The 17,727-nt window shown below is 49.0% G+C and carries 15 protein-coding genes; 8 read left to right on the top strand and 7 right to left on the bottom strand.

All coding sequences use genetic code 11. The features are described 5' to 3' along the window. Positions 1-9 precede the first annotated feature (9 nt). The 3 genes from ccoG (at position 10) to L4D76_RS17670 (ending at position 3,216) form a co-directional block, all read left to right on the top strand. Positions 10-1,440 carry a cytochrome c oxidase accessory protein CcoG gene (gene ccoG, locus L4D76_RS17680; protein WP_428442206.1) on the top strand — a complete coding sequence of 477 codons (1,431 nt, stop codon included), beginning with the start codon at positions 10-12 and terminating at the stop codon, positions 1,438-1,440. A gap of 101 nt (positions 1,441-1,541) precedes the next feature. Then, the gene (locus L4D76_RS17675; RefSeq protein WP_428442205.1) at positions 1,542-2,528 is read left to right on the top strand and encodes a serine/threonine protein kinase; all 987 of its coding nucleotides are present in this window, start codon (positions 1,542-1,544) and stop codon (positions 2,526-2,528) included. An 88-nt stretch (positions 2,529-2,616) separates the two neighbouring features. After that, positions 2,617-3,216: a thiol:disulfide interchange protein DsbA/DsbL gene (locus L4D76_RS17670; protein WP_428442227.1), complete on the top strand. Its 600-nt coding sequence runs from the start codon at positions 2,617-2,619 to the stop codon at positions 3,214-3,216. A 49-nt stretch (positions 3,217-3,265) separates the two neighbouring features. Here L4D76_RS17670 and L4D76_RS17665 read toward each other — a convergent pair whose 3' ends face one another. After that, positions 3,266-4,798 (bottom strand): YifB family Mg chelatase-like AAA ATPase, encoded by a 1,533-nt coding sequence (locus L4D76_RS17665; protein WP_428442204.1) that lies wholly within the window; start codon positions 4,796-4,798, stop codon positions 3,266-3,268. Positions 4,799-5,213: 415 nt separating this feature from the next. Between L4D76_RS17665 and ilvG the strand changes: the two genes are divergently transcribed. Genes ilvG through ilvA form a run of 5 tightly spaced genes read left to right on the top strand, consistent with a single transcriptional unit; the run spans position 5,214 to position 11,489 of the window. Beyond that, a complete protein-coding gene (gene ilvG / locus L4D76_RS17660; protein WP_428442203.1) occupies positions 5,214-6,860 on the top strand; it encodes an acetolactate synthase 2 catalytic subunit in 1,647 nt (548 codons plus the stop codon). Beyond that, positions 6,860-7,108 carry an acetolactate synthase 2 small subunit gene (gene ilvM, locus L4D76_RS17655; RefSeq protein ID WP_428442202.1) on the top strand — a complete coding sequence of 83 codons (249 nt, stop codon included), beginning with the start codon at positions 6,860-6,862 and terminating at the stop codon, positions 7,106-7,108. Before ilvG ends, ilvM begins: the two co-directional genes overlap by 1 nt. A 21-nt stretch (positions 7,109-7,129) precedes the next feature. Then, entirely contained in the window at positions 7,130-8,077 is a 948-nt protein-coding gene (ilvE, locus tag L4D76_RS17650) for a branched-chain-amino-acid transaminase (RefSeq protein ID WP_428442201.1), read from the top strand. Positions 8,078-8,088: 11 nt separating this feature from the next. Continuing rightward, positions 8,089-9,930 carry a dihydroxy-acid dehydratase gene (gene ilvD / locus L4D76_RS17645; RefSeq protein WP_428442200.1) on the top strand — a complete coding sequence of 614 codons (1,842 nt, stop codon included), beginning with the start codon at positions 8,089-8,091 and terminating at the stop codon, positions 9,928-9,930. 5 nt (positions 9,931-9,935) lie between these two features. Continuing rightward, entirely contained in the window at positions 9,936-11,489 is a 1,554-nt protein-coding gene (gene ilvA / locus L4D76_RS17640; RefSeq protein ID WP_428442199.1) for a threonine ammonia-lyase, biosynthetic, read from the top strand. A 46-nt stretch (positions 11,490-11,535) separates the two neighbouring features. On the opposite strand, the gene L4D76_RS17635 is transcribed toward ilvA, so the two are convergent. The 6 genes from L4D76_RS17635 to L4D76_RS17610 form a co-directional block, all read right to left on the bottom strand. Further along, a complete protein-coding gene (locus L4D76_RS17635; protein ID WP_428442198.1) occupies positions 11,536-11,901 on the bottom strand; it encodes a helix-turn-helix domain-containing protein in 366 nt (121 codons plus the stop codon). A 251-nt stretch (positions 11,902-12,152) separates the two neighbouring features. Continuing rightward, positions 12,153-12,530 carry a helix-turn-helix transcriptional regulator gene (locus L4D76_RS17630; protein WP_428442197.1) on the bottom strand — a complete coding sequence of 126 codons (378 nt, stop codon included), beginning with the start codon at positions 12,528-12,530 and terminating at the stop codon, positions 12,153-12,155. A gap of 304 nt (positions 12,531-12,834) precedes the next feature. After that, positions 12,835-14,670 (bottom strand): glutamine--fructose-6-phosphate transaminase (isomerizing), encoded by a 1,836-nt coding sequence (gene glmS, locus L4D76_RS17625; RefSeq protein WP_428442196.1) that lies wholly within the window; start codon positions 14,668-14,670, stop codon positions 12,835-12,837. A 17-nt stretch (positions 14,671-14,687) separates the two neighbouring features. Further along, positions 14,688-15,458, bottom strand: a complete 771-nt coding sequence (locus tag L4D76_RS17620) for a DeoR/GlpR family DNA-binding transcription regulator (RefSeq protein ID WP_428442195.1) — start codon at positions 15,456-15,458, stop codon at positions 14,688-14,690. A gap of 274 nt (positions 15,459-15,732) precedes the next feature. Continuing rightward, entirely contained in the window at positions 15,733-17,094 is a 1,362-nt protein-coding gene (gene glmU, locus L4D76_RS17615; protein WP_428442194.1) for a bifunctional UDP-N-acetylglucosamine diphosphorylase/glucosamine-1-phosphate N-acetyltransferase GlmU, read from the bottom strand. 193 nt (positions 17,095-17,287) lie between these two features. Beyond that, positions 17,288-17,710, bottom strand: a complete 423-nt coding sequence (locus tag L4D76_RS17610; protein ID WP_428442193.1) for a F0F1 ATP synthase subunit epsilon — start codon at positions 17,708-17,710, stop codon at positions 17,288-17,290. Positions 17,711-17,727: the final 17 nt, after the last annotated feature.

The following is a 17,727-nucleotide window of genomic DNA, read 5'->3' as shown; positions in this document are numbered from 1 at the left end:
AGTCATGTCATGAGCCAAGAGAAAATTAAAATCAAGGATGTCACCCCACAGCAATTTAATCCCAAGACGCACAAAGGCACCTCAGATCGCTTTAACCCAAGTAATCAAATCTATGTTCGCGCCGTAAAAGGGATTTATCAGCAATTGCGCCAACGTATGGGATGGCTGTTTATGCTGCTCTTTATGGGCGTGCCGTGGATCCCTTATGGTGATCGCCAGGCTATTTTACTGGATATTGGCCAACAGCAATTTAACTTCTTTGGCACCACCTTATGGCCACAAGATTTAACCCTACTGGCCGTCCTGTTAATGATTGCGGCCTTTGGCCTGTTTTTTGTTACCACTTTTCTGGGGCGAGTCTGGTGTGGTTATTTGTGTCCGCAAACGGTCTGGACCTTCATCTATATCTGGTTTGAAGAAAGACTCGAAGGCTCAGCGAATAAGCGCCGCAAGCAAGATTCCCTGTCAATGACAGGGAAATTGCTGGGCAGGAAAATCCTGAAACATACCGCCTGGTGGACCGTTGCTCTGGCAACCGGCCTCACTTTTGTTGGCTATTTCTTGCCAGTTAAAGAATTAGTTGTCGATTTTTTCACCTTTAATGTCAGCTTCTGGGCCGGTTTCTGGATACTATTTTTTGCCGGTTGCACCTATGCCAATGCCGGCTGGATGCGCTCTATTGTCTGTATCCATATGTGCCCTTACGCCCGTTTCCAATCAGCGATGTTCGATAAAGATACTTACATCGTTGGCTATAATGTTGAACGCGGGGAAGCACGCGGGCCGCGTCCGCGTAAAAAAGATCCGAAAGAATTAGGGCTGGGTGACTGCATTGACTGTGATCTGTGTGTTCAGGTGTGCCCGACCGGGATCGATATTCGTGACGGCCTGCAATATGAGTGCATTAACTGCGGAGCCTGTGTCGATGCTTGTGATCAGACCATGGATCGCATGGGTTATGAGACTCGCCTGATCAGCTATACCACAGAGCATAAGCTGGAAGGACATAAAACCCATATTTTACGTCCTAAACTGCTCGGCTATGGTGCCGTCATGGTGGCCATGGCCGGCCTGTTCTTATACTTACTCGCCTCAGTGCAGCCAATGGGACTGGATGTTCTTCGTGACCGTAACCAGTTATTCCGGATCAATAATGAAGGCCTGGTAGAAAATACCTATACCTTGAAAATTCTCAATAAAACCCAGCAGGACACCACCTACACGTTAGCCGTAGATGGATTGGAAGAGGTTGAATGGTATGGCCAGAAAACAGTGACCATTTCTGCAGGCGAAATTTATACCTTACCGATCAGCCTGGGGGTTGATCCTTATTTATTAGAAACCCCCATCGCAGATATCACTTTTATTCTGGAAAAAGGTGAGGGTGAAGACAGAATTCAGCTACATACCGAGAGCCGGTTTATTGGCGAACTTCGCTAACCCACTTGTATCGCAATGATCCAAAAAGGGCCGAATCAGGCCCTTTTTCAATATGATGATATACTACCGCTTTAATTACCTAGGTTCCGGAATTGGTCACCATGACACAACAAGGCTTTAGTTTTTCCGATCTAACTCCTGATTTATTGCTCGACGCCCTTGAGAGTGTTGGTGTGCGAGCCGAATCAGGATTACTGGCGCTTAACAGCTATGAAAATCGCGTCTATCAATTTAAAGCCGAAGACGGCGAGCGTTATGTGGTCAAATTCTACCGTCCGCAACGCTGGACCAATGAGCAAATTCAGGAAGAGCACGACTTTACCCATGAGCTGATCACACAAGAAATCCCCATCGCCGCGCCTATCGCCTTTGCGGGTGAAACCTTGCATCACTATCAGCACCACCGATTTACGGTATTTCCGAGCCTGGGCGGCCGTCAGTTTGAAGTTGATAACCTTGACCAGCTAGAGTGGGTCGGACGCTTTCTCGGCCGTATCCACCGTGCAGGCCAGAGCAAAAGCTTTATCCATCGCCCCACCATGGGGCTGGATGAATACCTTCATCAGCCTCGCCAGATCTTAGAAAACGCGGATTTTATTCCAGACCATCTTAAAACCGTCTTTTTTTCCGATCTGGATTTACTGATCCGCGAGCTCAGCCAGCACTGGCACACTGACTGGCAATCTATTCGCCTTCATGGCGATTGCCATCCCGGCAATATCTTGTGGCGCGACGGGCCACTCTTTGTCGACTTAGATGATGCGCGTAATGGCCCGGCCGTGCAGGATTTATGGATGCTATTAAATGGCGATCGCCACGACCAAATGGCCCAGCTCGATACTCTGCTGGAAGCTTACAGCGAATTTGCTGATTTTAATCCCAAAGAATTGCAACTAATTGAGCCTTTGCGCGGTCTTAGAATGGTGCACTATATGGCATGGTTAGCAAAACGCTGGCAAGATCCGGCATTTCCGCGAGCATTCCCATGGTTTGCAGATGCAAAATACTGGGAAGGCCAAGTGCTTTCATTTAAAGAACAATTGGCCGCTTTAAATGAACCGCCACTGCAACTGATGCCGCAATGGTAAGATCCTAACAATAAAAAGTTCTACTCATAACAAAGGAAATAGCCAGGAGCTGTTTCTGTTAATACCTCAGGGAGTACACCTAGACATGATGAAGAAACTACTCGCTCTAGCCAGCGCAGCCTTACTGTCATTTTCCGTTCATGCGGCCAAGTTTACGGAAGGCGATCATTACAAAGTGCTGGAACTGCCCAAATCAAGCAGTCCGATAGTGACAGAGTTCTTCTCTTTCTACTGCCCGCACTGCCATGGCTTTGAGCCGATCATTAAGGCACTAAAAGAAACCTTACCAGACAACGCTAAATTGCAGAAGAATCACGTTTCTTTCATGGGTGGCCCGATGGGTAATTCCATGAGTAAAGCCTATTCAACGGCAGTGGTTCTGGGAGTGGAAGAAAAGATGCTCCCGGTGCTGTTTAACCGCGTTCATACCATGAAAATGCCCCCACGCAACGATCAGGAACTCCGCCAGATCTTTATCGATGAGGGTATGACAGCAGAAGATTTTGATGGTGCCTACAACAGCTTCGCCGTTAACTCGATGGTAAACCGCTCCAATAAAGCTTTCAAGGACAGTGGTTTAACTGGTGTCCCTGCAGTTATCGTGAACAACAAGTACCTGGTACAAGCGGGTAAGCTTCAATCTACTGAAGAGTATTTTGAACTGGTCAATTTCCTGTTGAAAAAGTAAGTTTCCGATTAGCATAATAAAGGGCCTGAGGGCCCTTTATTTTTATCGGTTAAATCACTTGCGCCGTCAGTCTCTTCAATAACCGATCCATAGAGCGGTAGCCGAGTGCCTCCGCTAAATGCCCCCGCTCAATCTGCTCTTTACCCGCCAAGTCCGCGATAGTCCTGGCCACTTTGATGATCCGGTGATAAGCGCGAACCGACAAGCCCAGTTGGTGCAACGCCGTTTCCAAAAATTGTGCATCCGCTTTCGCTAATTCGCAATGCTTATCCAGCTCACGGGTCGATAACAGGGCGTTTACTTTTCCACCTCGCGCCAGCATCACTTGCCGGGCCTGAAAAACCCGCCGCTGGATCACCTCACTGGGCTCACCACGATCACCGCCTTCAGCCAATGTGCCACGGGGCAGGGCGGGAATTTCAATCGACATATCAAACCGATCAAGAAGCGGCCCGGAAAGGCGGCCTAAATACCGCAGTATGGCCTGCGGGTTGGTCCGGGTTTGATTACCTTCATAATAACCTGTCGGACTGGGATTAAGCGCGCCAATTAATTGAAAACGGGCTGGAAAACATGTTTTGCTGGTGGCGCGCGAAATCACTATCTCACCCGATTCTAAAGGCTCTCGTAGCGAATCCAGTGCTTTGCGATCAAATTCCGGCATCTCATCGAGAAACAAAATACCGTTATGCGCCAGCGAGATCTCTCCCGGTTTCGGTACAGAGCCGCCCCCTACGAGTGCCGCCATTGAACTGGAATGGTGCGGAGTACGAAAAGGGCGTTTTAACCAATTCCCTTCATGCAGGGTTTGTTGCGTTAGCGAAGCAACCGCTGCGGTTTCCAGCGCCTCTTCGTGATCCATCTCGGGCAACAAATCACACAACCGTGATGCCAGCATGGTTTTCCCCGTCCCGGGCGGCCCCAGAAACAGCAAATTATGACCACCGGCAGCGGCGATTTCCAATGCACGCTTACCTTGTTGCTGACCAATAATATCTTGCATATCACGGCTGAATTCCGGCTCTTCCTGCACGGTTTCAGTTTCACTCCGATAGTGTAACTGCAGCTGTTGCTGACCACACAAATGGGCGCAAACCGTTAATAAGCCAGCAGCCGATTTATGCTGCTCTTTACCCACCAGGGCTACCTGATCACCATTATCATCCGGAACGATCAAACAGCGCCCGGCTTTCATCGCCGCTAAAGCGGCAGGCAGTGCACCTTTGACCATTCGCAATTCACCGGACAACGCTAATTCACCTAAAAACTCATAATCTTGCAGCTTATTGGCTGGAATTTGACCTGATGCGGCAAGGATCCCCAAGGCAATAGGCAGATCAAACCGCCCCCCTTCTTTGGGTAAATCTGCGGGAGCCAAATTAACGGTGATCCGCCGGGAAGGAAATTCAAAATTGGTATTCACAATGGCACTTCTGACCCGATCACGGGCTTCTTTGACCGTTGTCTCTGGCAAGCCGACTAAATTGAAAGCGGGCATTCCGTTACTCAGATGCACTTCAACCGTGACGGCCGGTGCATCAACACCAACACAAGCTCTGCTATGAACAATGGCAAGAGGCATTTTTAATCATCCTGATAATATGGCACACAAATAAGTTAATGAAAGTCATCAAATTCGTTTCACAAATAGCCTATTTATGCAGATCATTTGCAAAAAAATCTCAAGTTTTTCCTTGTCATGCGAGCCATGTCTGTGTTACCAATTAGGAAGAGCAACAAATAAACAATAAAAACCGGACAGACAGTAGATGCCATTTAACGCCAAAGCTATCGCACTCATTATTAACGTCATCGTGGTGATTATTTCACCGCGAGAGGGGCTGGCAGGCGTAAGGTAACACCAAACACAACAAACGCAGAAAGCCCCCGCACCAAACCGGTTCGGGGGCTTTTTTTTAAACACAGGACGTAAACATGCTGAAAGAACCAGCAAGACTGATTTCAGCAACTCGCAAGCAAGGAAAAGGGGAGCAGCGATGACAGGGGCAGAGTTAGTTGTTACAGCGCTGCAGCAACAGGGGATATCCACGGTATTTGGTTATCCGGGCGGCGCGATCATGCCAATCTATGACGCACTATATGATGGTGGTGTCGAACACATTCTTTGCCGTCATGAACAAGGGGCAGCAATGGCTGCTATTGGTATGGCTCGCGCAACTCAAGATGTCGCTGTCTGCATGGCAACATCAGGTCCTGGGGCGACCAATCTCGTCACCGGTTTAGCCGATGCGTTTCTTGACTCGGTCCCGCTGGTGGCAATAACAGGACAAGTCGCCAGTTCGCATATCGGTACCGATGCCTTCCAGGAAATGGATGTGATTGGGATGTCATTGTCATGTACCAAACACAGCTATCTCGTCACGGATATCAACGATCTTGCCCCAACGTTAGCGGAGGCATTCATCGTTGCCAAAGCAGGCCGACCGGGTCCGGTTATTGTTGATATCGCCAAAGATGTTCAACTCGCCCAAGCGCCCGTTGAAGTACTGCCATTTGTTGAACCACCCGCCATTCCCGTGGCAACAACAGAGTCGATCGCTGCAGCTCAGCGCATTTTATCTGAAAGTCAGCGCCCGGTGCTCTATGTCGGTGGTGGGGTGCAACTGGCCAAAGCAACCGAGACTGTCCGTTCGTTTTTACGCCTAAATCCAATGCCATCGGTGAGTACGCTTAAAGGGCTGGGGACCGTGGAACGTCATGACCCGCACTACTTGGGTATGCTCGGTATGCACGGCACCAAGGCTGCTAATTTAGTGGTACAAGAATCTGATTTACTGATTGTTTTGGGTGCCCGTTTTGATGATCGGGTGACAGGTAAACTGGATACCTTTGCCCCGCATGCCAAAGTGATTCACTTAGATATTGATGCCTCAGAATTCGGTAAGCTACGTCATGCTCATGCACCGCTACGCGGCGATATTAATGTCATTCTGCCACAGTTAGAACTATCACAAGACATCACGCCCTGGGTACAGCACAGTGAAAGCTTGCGTTCTGATTTCAAATGGCGCTATAACCATCCGGGCGATCTTATTTATGCGCCACTGTTGCTGAAGCAACTCTCAGACATGATGCCTGACAGCGCGATGATCTCAACCGATGTCGGCCAGCATCAAATGTGGGCAGCGCAGCATACCCAGCCTCGCCAGCCGCAAAACTATATTACTTCTGCCGGCCTTGGCACGATGGGCTTTGGTTTACCCGCAGCGATGGGGGCTAAAGTTGCCAGGCCAGATGATGAATCGATCCTGATCTCTGGTGACGGCTCATTCATGATGAATGTGCAAGAACTGGGTACGTTAAAGCGTAAGCAAATTCCGGTAAAAATGGTGCTGATCAATAACCAGCGCCTGGGCATGGTAAGACAGTGGCAATCGCTGTTCTTTGATGGCCGCCACAGCGAAACCATCTTAGATGACAACCCTGATTTTGTCGTACTGGCGAGTGCTTTTGGTATTCCGGGCAAAACCATCACCAAGAAAGAAGAAGTTGAACCCGCTTTAAAAGAGATGCTAGCCAGTAAAACAGCGTACCTACTTCACGTTCTGATCTCTGAAGAAGAAAATGTGTGGCCGTTAGTCCCGCCGGGTGCCGCCAATCAAGATATGCTGGAGAATACCTAATGGAAAGATATTTACTCGACATCAAAGCGGATGATAAGCCAGTATTACTAGAACGCGTATTGCGCGTTATCCGTCACCGCGGATTTATTATAAAAAAAGTGGTGGCGACCCAAAATCATGAAAGCAAAATTGCGAGTGTCGAAATTATTGTAGACAGTGATCGTCCTATTACTACGCTTATCAATCAAATAGAAAAGCTTTGGGATATTCGCACCGTCGAAACAACAATATTGGAAAACCGAGATTAGTGCATAAGGAAGGAACACAATATGGCAAACACAGCAGATTATATTTGGTTTAATGGTGAAATGGTTCCCTGGGCTGAGGCAAACGTTCACGTCCTTACCCACGCCATGCACTATGGTACCTCGGTTTTTGAAGGGATTCGCTGCTATAACACGCCAAAGGGCCCGATTGTATTCCGTCATAAGGAACACATGGATCGCCTGAAAAATTCGGCCAAGATTTATCGTTTTCCTATTCCATACACCTCCGAAGAGTTGATGAAAATTTGTCGCGAAACCATTCGCGTCAACAAACTAGAATCGGCTTACATTCGCCCATTGGGCTATGTCGGTAATGTCGGTTTAGGTGTCTGCCCGCCGGTTGAAACCGAAATGGATCTTATCGTCGCGGCCTTCCCGTGGGGCTCATACCTCGGTGAAGAAGCCCTCGAAAATGGTGTCGATGCGATGATTTCAAGCTGGAACCGCGCCGCGCCAAACACCATTCCTACCGCAGCGAAAGCGGGAGGCAACTACCTTTCATCTCTGTTGGTCGGCAGCGAGGCACGCCGCCACGGTTATGCCGAAGGCATCGCCCTGAGTGTTGACGGTTACCTGTCCGAAGGCGCCGGCGAAAATATTTTTGTGGTTCAGGGTGGAGTACTACGCACGCCACCAGCCACCAGCGCAATTCTACCGGGTATCACCCGAGATTCGATCATGGTGCTGGCAAATGAGATGGGTTACGAAGTACGGGAAGAAAATATTGCCCGTGAAGCGCTATACCTCGCTGATGAAATCTTCATGACCGGTACGGCGGCAGAAATCGTTCCCGTACGCAGCGTCGACCAAATCACCGTCGGTGAAGGCAAACGCGGCCCAATCACGAAAGACATTCAAGCAGCTTACTTTGGCCTATTCAACGGCACCACGGAAGATAAGTGGGGCTGGTTAGATTACGTATATTCTGAAGACGCACCATCTGCTAAATAAAGGACTCAACAATGCCTCAATATCGTAGTGCAACGACAACTCATGGACGGAATATGGCAGGTGCGCGCGCTTTATGGCGAGCGACCGGCGTTAAAGATGAAGATTTCGGTAAACCAATCATCGCCGTGGTGAACTCATTTACCCAGTTTGTACCCGGCCACGTCCACCTGAAAGACATGGGACAGTTGGTTGCAGGGGAAATCGAGAAAGCAGGCGGTATTGCCAAAGAATTTAATACCATCGCGGTTGATGATGGTATCGCCATGGGCCACGGCGGCATGTTGTATTCACTGCCGTCACGCGAACTGATCGCCGATTCTGTCGAGTACATGGTCAATGCCCACTGTGCCGATGCCATGGTGTGCATCTCTAACTGTGACAAAATCACCCCTGGGATGCTGATGGCAGCCCTGCGGCTCAACATCCCGGTGATCTTTGTCTCGGGCGGCCCGATGGAAGCCGGTAAAACCAAATTGTCGGATCAGATCCTGAAACTGGATCTGGTTGATGCGATGATCCAGGGTGCGGATCCAAAAGTCTCTGATGAGCAGAGCGAGCAAATCGAACGTTCTGCCTGCCCGACCTGCGGGTCGTGTTCCGGTATGTTCACCGCCAACTCGATGAACTGCCTAACCGAAGCTCTGGGGTTAAGTCAACCGGGTAACGGTTCAATGCTGGCGACCCATGTTGATCGTGAACAGCTGTTCATCAATGCTGGAAAACGCATTGTTGAACTGACTAAGCGCTACTACGAACAGGATGATGAAACCGCACTACCACGCAGTATCGCCAGCAAAAAGGCCTTCGAGAATGCGATGGCGTTAGATATCGCGATGGGCGGCTCAACCAATACTGTCTTACACCTGCTTGCTTCAGCGCAAGAAGGTGAGATTGATTTCACCATGGAAGACATCGATCGGATGTCTCGTCGTGTGCCTCACCTATGTAAAGTCGCCCCCTCGACACAACAATATCACATGGAAGATGTGCACCGTGCGGGTGGTGTATACGGTATTTTAGGCGAACTCAACCGCGCCGGTTTATTCCATAGCGATTGTCATAACGTATTGGGGCAAACATTCGCAGAGTCTTTGCCACAATTCGATATTGCCGTGACTGACTCGCAAGAAGTCAGAGATTTTTACCGCGCAGGCCCTGCGGGTATTCGTACCACCAAAGCCTTCTCGCAAGACTGTCGCTGGGACAGCGTCGATGACGACCGTGAAAATGGCTGTATTCGTAGCAAAGAACACGCATTCAGCCAAGATGGTGGCCTTGCGGTGCTATCGGGCAACATGGCACTGAATGGCTGCATCGTTAAAACTGCCGGGGTTGATGAAAGCTGCTTAACCTTCAGCGGTCCGGCCGTGGTATTTGAAAGCCAGGATTGTGCCGTGGAAGGCATTTTAGGTGGCAAGGTAAAAGCCGGTGATGTGGTTATTATTCGCTATGAAGGCCCGAAAGGCGGCCCGGGTATGCAGGAAATGCTCTATCCGACCACTTACCTTAAGTCGATGGGTCTGGGCAAAGAGTGTGCCCTGATCACCGATGGCCGCTTCTCTGGCGGTACCAGCGGCCTCTCAATTGGTCACGTTTCACCGGAAGCTGCCAGCGGTGGCACCATTGGTTTGATCAGCGATGGTGATATCGTCGATATTGATATTCCCAATCGCAGCATTGAACTACGCGTCGATGAGCACGAATTGGCACAACGCCGCGAAGCAACCAATCAACGCGGCTGGAAGCCCGCAGATCGCCAGCGTGACGTTTCGTATGCGCTGCGTGCGTACGCGCTTCTTGCCACCAGCGCCGATAAAGGGGCTATCCGCGATAAATCCAAACTCGAAGGATAATGATGATGAGCGAAGTGAAACAGGCCGGAAGGACAGAGCTATTAAGCGGAGCCGATTACCTTCGCGATATTCTTCGGGCGCCGGTCTACGAGGTGGCGCAAGTCACCCCGCTGCAAAGCATGAGTCGGCTATCAGCCAGAATAGGTAATGACGTGCAACTGAAACGAGAAGACCGCCAGCCGGTCCACTCGTTCAAACTGCGCGGTGCTTATAACATGATGACACAGCTTACCCAGGCTCAGCGACAAGCTGGCGTCATCGCCGCTTCTGCGGGTAACCATGCCCAGGGTTTAGCACTGTCAGGCCATAAGCTTAATGTACAGGCAACCATTGTCATGCCGCTTACCACGCCAGACATTAAGGTCGAAGCGGTCAAAAGCTTTGGCGGCAAAGTAATACTGCATGGCAATAACTTTGATGAAGCGAAAAGCCACGCTGAAAGCCTGGCCCGACAACATGGCTATACCTTTATCCCGCCATTCGATCACCCATCGGTCATTGCGGGTCAGGGCACCATAGGTATGGAGCTGGTTCAGCAAAATGGCCATCTCGATTATGTTTTTGTTCCGGTAGGCGGCGGTGGTTTGGCTGCTGGGGTATCGGTACTGCTCAAACAACTGATGCCGGAGATAAAAGTCATTGGCGTCGAAGCAGAAGATTCCGCCTGTTTAAAGGCGGCTTTGGATGCCGGGGAGCCTGTGACGCTAGATCAGGTGGGCATGTTTGCCGACGGTGTCGCGGTCAAGCGTATCGGCGAAGAAACTTTCCGTTTATGCCAACACTACCTTGATGATGTGATCACCGTCAGCAGCGATGAAATCTGCTCGGCGGTGAAAGATATTTTTGAAGATACCCGTGCCATCGCCGAACCGTCAGGGGCGCTGTCTCTGGCTGGTTTAAAAAAATATACCGAAGTACATGGGGTACAGGATAAGCAGTTGGCCGCCATTTTGTCAGGTGCCAATCTTAATTTCCATGGCTTGCGTTATGTTTCAGAGCGTTGCGAGTTGGGTGAGAAACGAGAAGGTCTGCTGGCCGTCACCATCCCTGAGCGCCAGGGAGCCTTTCTCGACTTCTGTCATATCTTAGGCGGCCGGGCGGTAACGGAGTTTAACTATCGTTATAACGATGACACGCTGGCGAATGTCTTTGTCGGGGTCCGTTTAATGCGGGGGCAAGAAGAGCTGGATGGCATCATTCAGGATCTGCGTAAAGGCGGCTATCCCGTGGTCGATCTGTCTGACGATGAAATGGCCAAGGTGCACGTTCGCTATATGATTGGCGGCCGACCATCGAAACCATTACAGGAAAGACTGTACAGTTTTGAATTCCCTGAATATCCCGGCGCACTACTGAAGTTTCTGACTACTTTAGGATCGCACTGGAATATCAGCCTGTTCAATTATCGAAATCATGGCGCCGATTACGGTCGGGTGTTGTGTGGCTTTGAACTGGGAGATAAAGATTTGTTGTCTTTTACCAGCCATTTACGTGAACTTGGCTATCAATGGAAAGATGAAACGGGTAATCCGGCTTACCAATTTTTCCTCGCCCAGTAATAAATAGCTATCCCTTAACAACAAAAGCAGCCATCCGGCTGCTTTTTTATTTCCGCTTGATGGCGGAGACATAATCCACCCAGCAAGAGACAAAATTAATATTATGCTCTATCAGGCGGGCTCTCATTGAGCGGGGTACCTGAGCAAAGAGAGCGAGTAATTGCTGGATATCTTCTTGCTCATCGTGAGATACCGGCCCTTCACCTTCATAAACAAACCAGGATAACGGCCGCCCGGTGATCTCGGCAACACTGACCAGGGTTGACACTCTCGGCTCGGTTTTACCCGACTCCAGATCCAAATACGTCTGACGCGCAATACCTAATTTCCCGGCCATACCAACTTGAGTGATTTTGTTCCACTCTCTGGCTTCCCGAATTTTAGCGGCGATCCGTGATTTTGAGTTTTCCATTCACACACCATCTATTCAATATCACTACCTACAACACAATTAACGCCATTAAAATAGAATGGTTGTCACATAATTTGTTGTTATTAAAGATGAATTATGCCGCTGATAAACATAACTTCACATCACGAAAACTGAAAATGTGAAGCAAAACTTCCAATGTAAACCCAACTGGGCAAATAAAAGCAACCATGCCCATCATGATATACATGCCATATGCGCCATCGTGAATGCCAGCCAGCACAAAACGGAGGTTATTTCTCTTTATGGGTTAATGCTTTGGTGTACTCCACCATAAAACCAGCCAGGTTAATACTTTGCTGTAAAATGACATTTCTCGCCGAGTGGGGTAAACAGCTGAAGGATTTTAACAAACGATCTATCTCATCTTTATACTCGCTTTCTAAAATATCAATGCCTTCATCGCCATAAACAAACCAGGTAAGAGGTCGTTCGGTTATTTCCGAGATCTCCGATAACAATCTGACTTTAGGCTCTGTTTTGCCGGTTTCCAAATCAAGATAGGTCTGACGGGCAACACGTAACTGCTGTGCCATGTGTACCTGAGTCAGCCCTTTCCATTCACGTGCTTCTTTAATACGTGCGGCAATTTGGGCTTTTGAATCTGTCATGTCTAACCTCCAATACAGATGAAATGAAGACTACCTAGCTTTTATAACCAAGCTTGCACAACATAAGCCAACTCTGAACTATAATTACAAACAATAAAATCAATCACTTAAATGTAACATTTGTCATTTTTATTATTTTGAGTTGCAGAATGCAAAAAGCCATCAGACTTTTCATATTTCGCAATAAATTCGTCAGTGATGTACTAAAGAATAGACGTTCACTTTTTGACTGCAGGCAAAAACAACAAAAGGCGCCACTATTGGCGCCTTTTCTCAATTTTAAGACATTTAGCGAGGGAGAAAATTATTCAACCGTGACGGCTTTAGCCAGGTTTCGCGGTTGATCCACATCCGTCCCTTTAATCAAGGCGACATGATATGACAGTAACTGCATCGGTACGGTATAGAAGATTGGCGCGATAATATCATCAACTCGTGGCATAGTGATGATCTTCATCCCTTCGCACGCTTCAAAGCCCGCTTCGCTATCGGCAAAGACATACAGCAAACCACCACGGGCACGGACTTCTTCGATGTTCGACTTCAGCTTCTCTAACAGATCATTGGTTGGTGCCACCACGATAACCGGCATATCGGCATCAATCAGTGCCAATGGACCATGCTTCAATTCACCCGCCGCATAAGCTTCAGCATGAATATAAGAGATCTCTTTCAGCTTCAGTGACGCTTCCATTGCGATAGGGTAGAACTCGCCACGACCCAGGAATAATGCATGGTGCTTGTCTGCAAAGTCTTCAGCCAACTGTTCAATCGGCTTATCAAACGCCAGTGCTTTTTCAATTTGGGTCGGTAGCTGATGCAGAGAATCGACAATTTCTTTCTCTTTAGCAGTATCAATCAGCCCTTTTTCTTTGCCCAGCGCGGTGACAAACATCAACAGGGTAACCAGCTGGGTAGTGAATGCTTTGGTCGATGCAACACCGATCTCAGTACCTGCACGGGTCATAAAGGCCAGATCTGACTCACGTACCAGAGAAGAGCCCGCGACATTACAGATAGTCATCGCTGACATGTAGCCTTTCTCTTTCGCCAAGCGCAGGGCAGCCAGTGTATCTGCCGTTTCACCTGACTGGGAAAGGGTGATCAACAGGCTGTTAGGACGGGTCACAAACTTACGGTAACGGAATTCAGAGGCAATTTCGACATCGCAGCTCACACCCGCCATCGCTTCAAACCAGTAACGGGCAACCATACCGGCATTGTAAGAAGTACCGCAGGCAACAATCTGGACGTGTTCAACGTTTTCCAGAATATCGGTAACACCATTACCGATGCTCTCAACAATCACAGAGTCGCTACTGATACGGCCTTCCATGGTGTTGATCAGCGCGCTAGGCTGCTCATAAATCTCTTTTTGCATGTAGTGGCGGTACTGGCCTTTATCTGCGGCATCTTGCTGCAGGTTTGATTCATGGACTTCACGCTCAACCGGTTGGCCATCGATATCAAAGATATTCACTTCACGACGGGTGATTTCAGCCACATCGCCTTCTTCAAGGAACATAAAGCGGCGGGTAACATTCAGTAATGCCAGCTGATCAGAAGCCAGGAAGTTTTCGCCAATGCCTAAACCGATCACCAGCGGGCTACCAGAACGAGCGACAACCACACGTTCAGGATCACGTCGATCCATCACCACAGTACCGTAGGCACCTTCCAGCTGCGTTGCTGTTTTCTGTACCGCTTCCAGCAGGGTAGACGCCGTGCGCAGTTCCCATTCCACCAAGTGAGCAATCACTTCGGTATCGGTCTGCGAAACAAACGTATAACCACGTTCGGTCAGCAATGCACGCAGCTCTTCGTGGTTTTCAATAATACCATTGTGTACCAGGGCAATATCATCACCAGACATGTGCGGGTGGGCATTAACTTCAGATGGCTCACCGTGGGTCGCCCAACGGGTATGGGCGATACCGGTACCGCCACTCAGCGGCGAACTGTCGACAGCATTGGCCAGCTCCTGAACTTTACCTAAACGACGTACGCGTTTAAGGTTGTTTTCACTATCAACAATCGCCACACCAGCAGAGTCGTAACCCCGGTATTCAAGACGACGCAGACCTTCAACTAAAATTTCTGCCACATCACGCTGGGCAACAGCACCGACAATCCCGCACATAGTATTAACTCCTAATTTTATTCAGCTGATGCGCAGATAACCTGCACACCTTGATGTTCTATTTGTTCTTTTGCTTCAGCGCTTAAGCCGTCATCAGTCACTAAGGTACTGATGTTATTCCACGGCAATTCCATATTGGGGATCTTGCGGCCGACTTTGTCGGATTCCACCATCACCACCACTTCACGGGACACTTCCGCCATCACCCGGCTTAAACCAATCAATTCATTAAAGGTGGTGGTTCCACGGCTGATATCGATACCGTCAGCGCCAATAAACAACTGATCAAAGTCATACGACCGCAGAACCGATTCCGCCACCTGCCCCTGAAACGATTCAGAATGGGGATCCCAGGTACCGCCGGTCATTAATAGGGTGGGTTCGTTTTCCAACTCATTCAGCGCGCTCGCCACATTCAGCGAGTTAGTCATCACCACTAAACCCTGCTTGTCATTAAGTAAACTGATCAGGCTTGCTGTTGTGCTGCCGCTGTCGATGATGATGCGGTTATGGTCACGAATACGTGCCGCCGCTGCCTGCGCAATGGCTAACTTACGAACCGAAACATTATCTTCTGCATCTGTAGCCACAATTTCTGATGGCATAGCAATCGCGCCACCATAACGGCGAAGTAATAAACCATTTTTTTCTAAAGCGGCGAGATCTTTCCGGATGGTAACTTCAGAGGTGGTAAAGCAAGTTGCGAGTTGGTCAACGCTCACTTCACCTTGTTCATTGACCATCGCCACAATGGTATGACGACGTTGCTGAGTATTACGTTTAGACATTATGTTTTGATTCATTAGCGCTAAGTTTCGAACTGAAACTTAATGATAGCAAATCAAAACAAATAAGATCAACAAAGATTATTCTATGAGCACATAAAGCGTATTGAAATGAGGAATAAAAAGACAGGCAGAGAAACTAGAAACTAGAAACTAGAAACTAGAAACTAGAAACTAGAAACTAGAAACTAGAAACTAGAAACTAGAAAAGCATATCGCAGATAACAAAAAGGCAGGGAAGCCCCTGCCTTTTCTCAATAGATCTAATTCGCAATCACTACTTTTGCTTGACCGGGCGTTTCCAGCCTTTGATAGTACGAGCTGCGACGCGAGTGATCACTAACTCACCTTCGCCGACATCACGGTTAATGGTCGCACCGGCCCCAATAGTGGCACCTTTGGCAATTTTAACCGGCGCGATCAGCTGAGTATCGGAGCCGATAAAGACGTCGTCTGCAATTTCAGTCTTGAACTTATTCGCACCATCATAGTTACAGGTGATCGTACCCGCACCGATATTTACCCGCTCGCCGATTTCCGCATCACCCAGGTAAGTGAGGTGGTTCGCTTTAGAACCGCGACCCAAGCGGGCTTTCTTCATTTCGACAAAGTTACCAACATGCGAATCACCCACCAGCTCGGCTCCCGGACGCAGACGGGTAAACGGACCCACCGTACAATCTTCGCCTATTGTTGCGCCTTCAATCACGCTGTAAGGGCGAATAACGGTATTATCGTCGATCTCACAGTCTTTCAGCACAGAGCCCGTGCCAATGATGACGTTGCTACCCAGTGATACGCTGCCTTCGATGATCACGTTGACGTCAATTTCCACATCCGTGCCGCATTGCAGCTTACCACGCAGATCAAAACGCGTCGGATCGCGCAGCATCACCCCTTGTTCCAACAGACGTTCGGCCTGCATCGCCTGGAATGCACGCTCCAGTTTCGCGAGTTGAACACGGTTATTCACCCCTTCCACTTCAATCGGGTTCACCGGGTGTACCGCTTCAACTGCACGGCCTTCATTATGGGCAATGGCGATAATATCTGTCAGGTAGTATTCACCTTGGGCATTTTCATTTTTCAGCTGACCTAACCAGCGTTTCAAGTCGCCACCGTTGGCAACCATCACTCCGGTATTGATTTCTTTGATCAGCTTCTGCTCTTCGCTCGCATCTTTCTGCTCAACAATCGCCACAACCGGACCATTGCGACGCACAATACGGCCGTAACCCATCGGATCATCAAGTACCACAGTCAGTAAGGCAATACCGCCATCGGGCTGTGCATCAAGTAAGTTGGTCAGGGTATCAGCGCTGATCAACGGCACATCACCGTACAGAATTAACACTTTTTCACTGTCAGCCAAAGCCGGAGATGCCTGATTAACCGCATGACCAGTACCAAGCTGCTCTGCCTGCAATACCCAGCTCACCGGCTCGTCCGCCAGCACCTGCTGCATGTGATCACCACCATGGCCATAAACCAAATGGATGTTGTTCGCGCCCAGATCACCACAGGTATCAATGACATGCTTAGCCATTGGTTTACCTGCCAGGGTATGTAATACCTTCGGTAAATTAGAGTACATACGGGTGCCTTTTCCCGCGGCCAGAATCACAGCGCTGAAGCTCATGACAGGTATCCTTCTTGATGCATAATTGAAATTTATCTGCCAGCATTGTATCTGCTCATCCCTTTGGGTTTAAGAGCAATCTATTAATTTTTACCAAGTATTAACTCATAATTGATATAGATTTGTTATAGCAGGGATTTTTCAGAGATAAAAAAAGCGACCCTAAGGTCGCTTTTTTGCGTCATGCGTCTGATTAACGCGATTTTTTTGTCAGCTCGATAACACGAAGCTGAGCAATCGCTTTAGCCAGATCACTGGCCGCTTGAGCAAAGTTGATATCGTCATGCTGGTTCTGAATATGTTCCTCAGCCTGACGTTTCGCTTCTGCTGCCTTCGCTGCATCCAAATCTTCACCACGGATCGCGGTATCAGCCAGTACAGTCGCTGCACTTGGCTGAACTTCAAGCATGCCACCAGAAAGATAGATAACCTCTTCCTCGCCGTTTTGCTTGGTGATTCGAACCATACCCGGTGTAATAGCGGTCAGCAGCGGTGCATGTCCTGCGAAAATACCCAGTTCACCTTCGCTACCGGTCACCTGAATACTTTCGGCTCGGCCAGAGAACAGTTTTTTCTCTGCACTTACCACGTCCAGATGGAAGGTTATCGCTGCCATGTCGCCTCCTACTTAGC

Source organism: Photobacterium sagamiensis (assembly GCF_050337085.1).
Lineage (GTDB): Bacteria > Pseudomonadota > Gammaproteobacteria > Enterobacterales > Vibrionaceae > Photobacterium > Photobacterium sagamiensis.
This window is presented reverse-complemented; position numbering and strand designations above follow the sequence as displayed.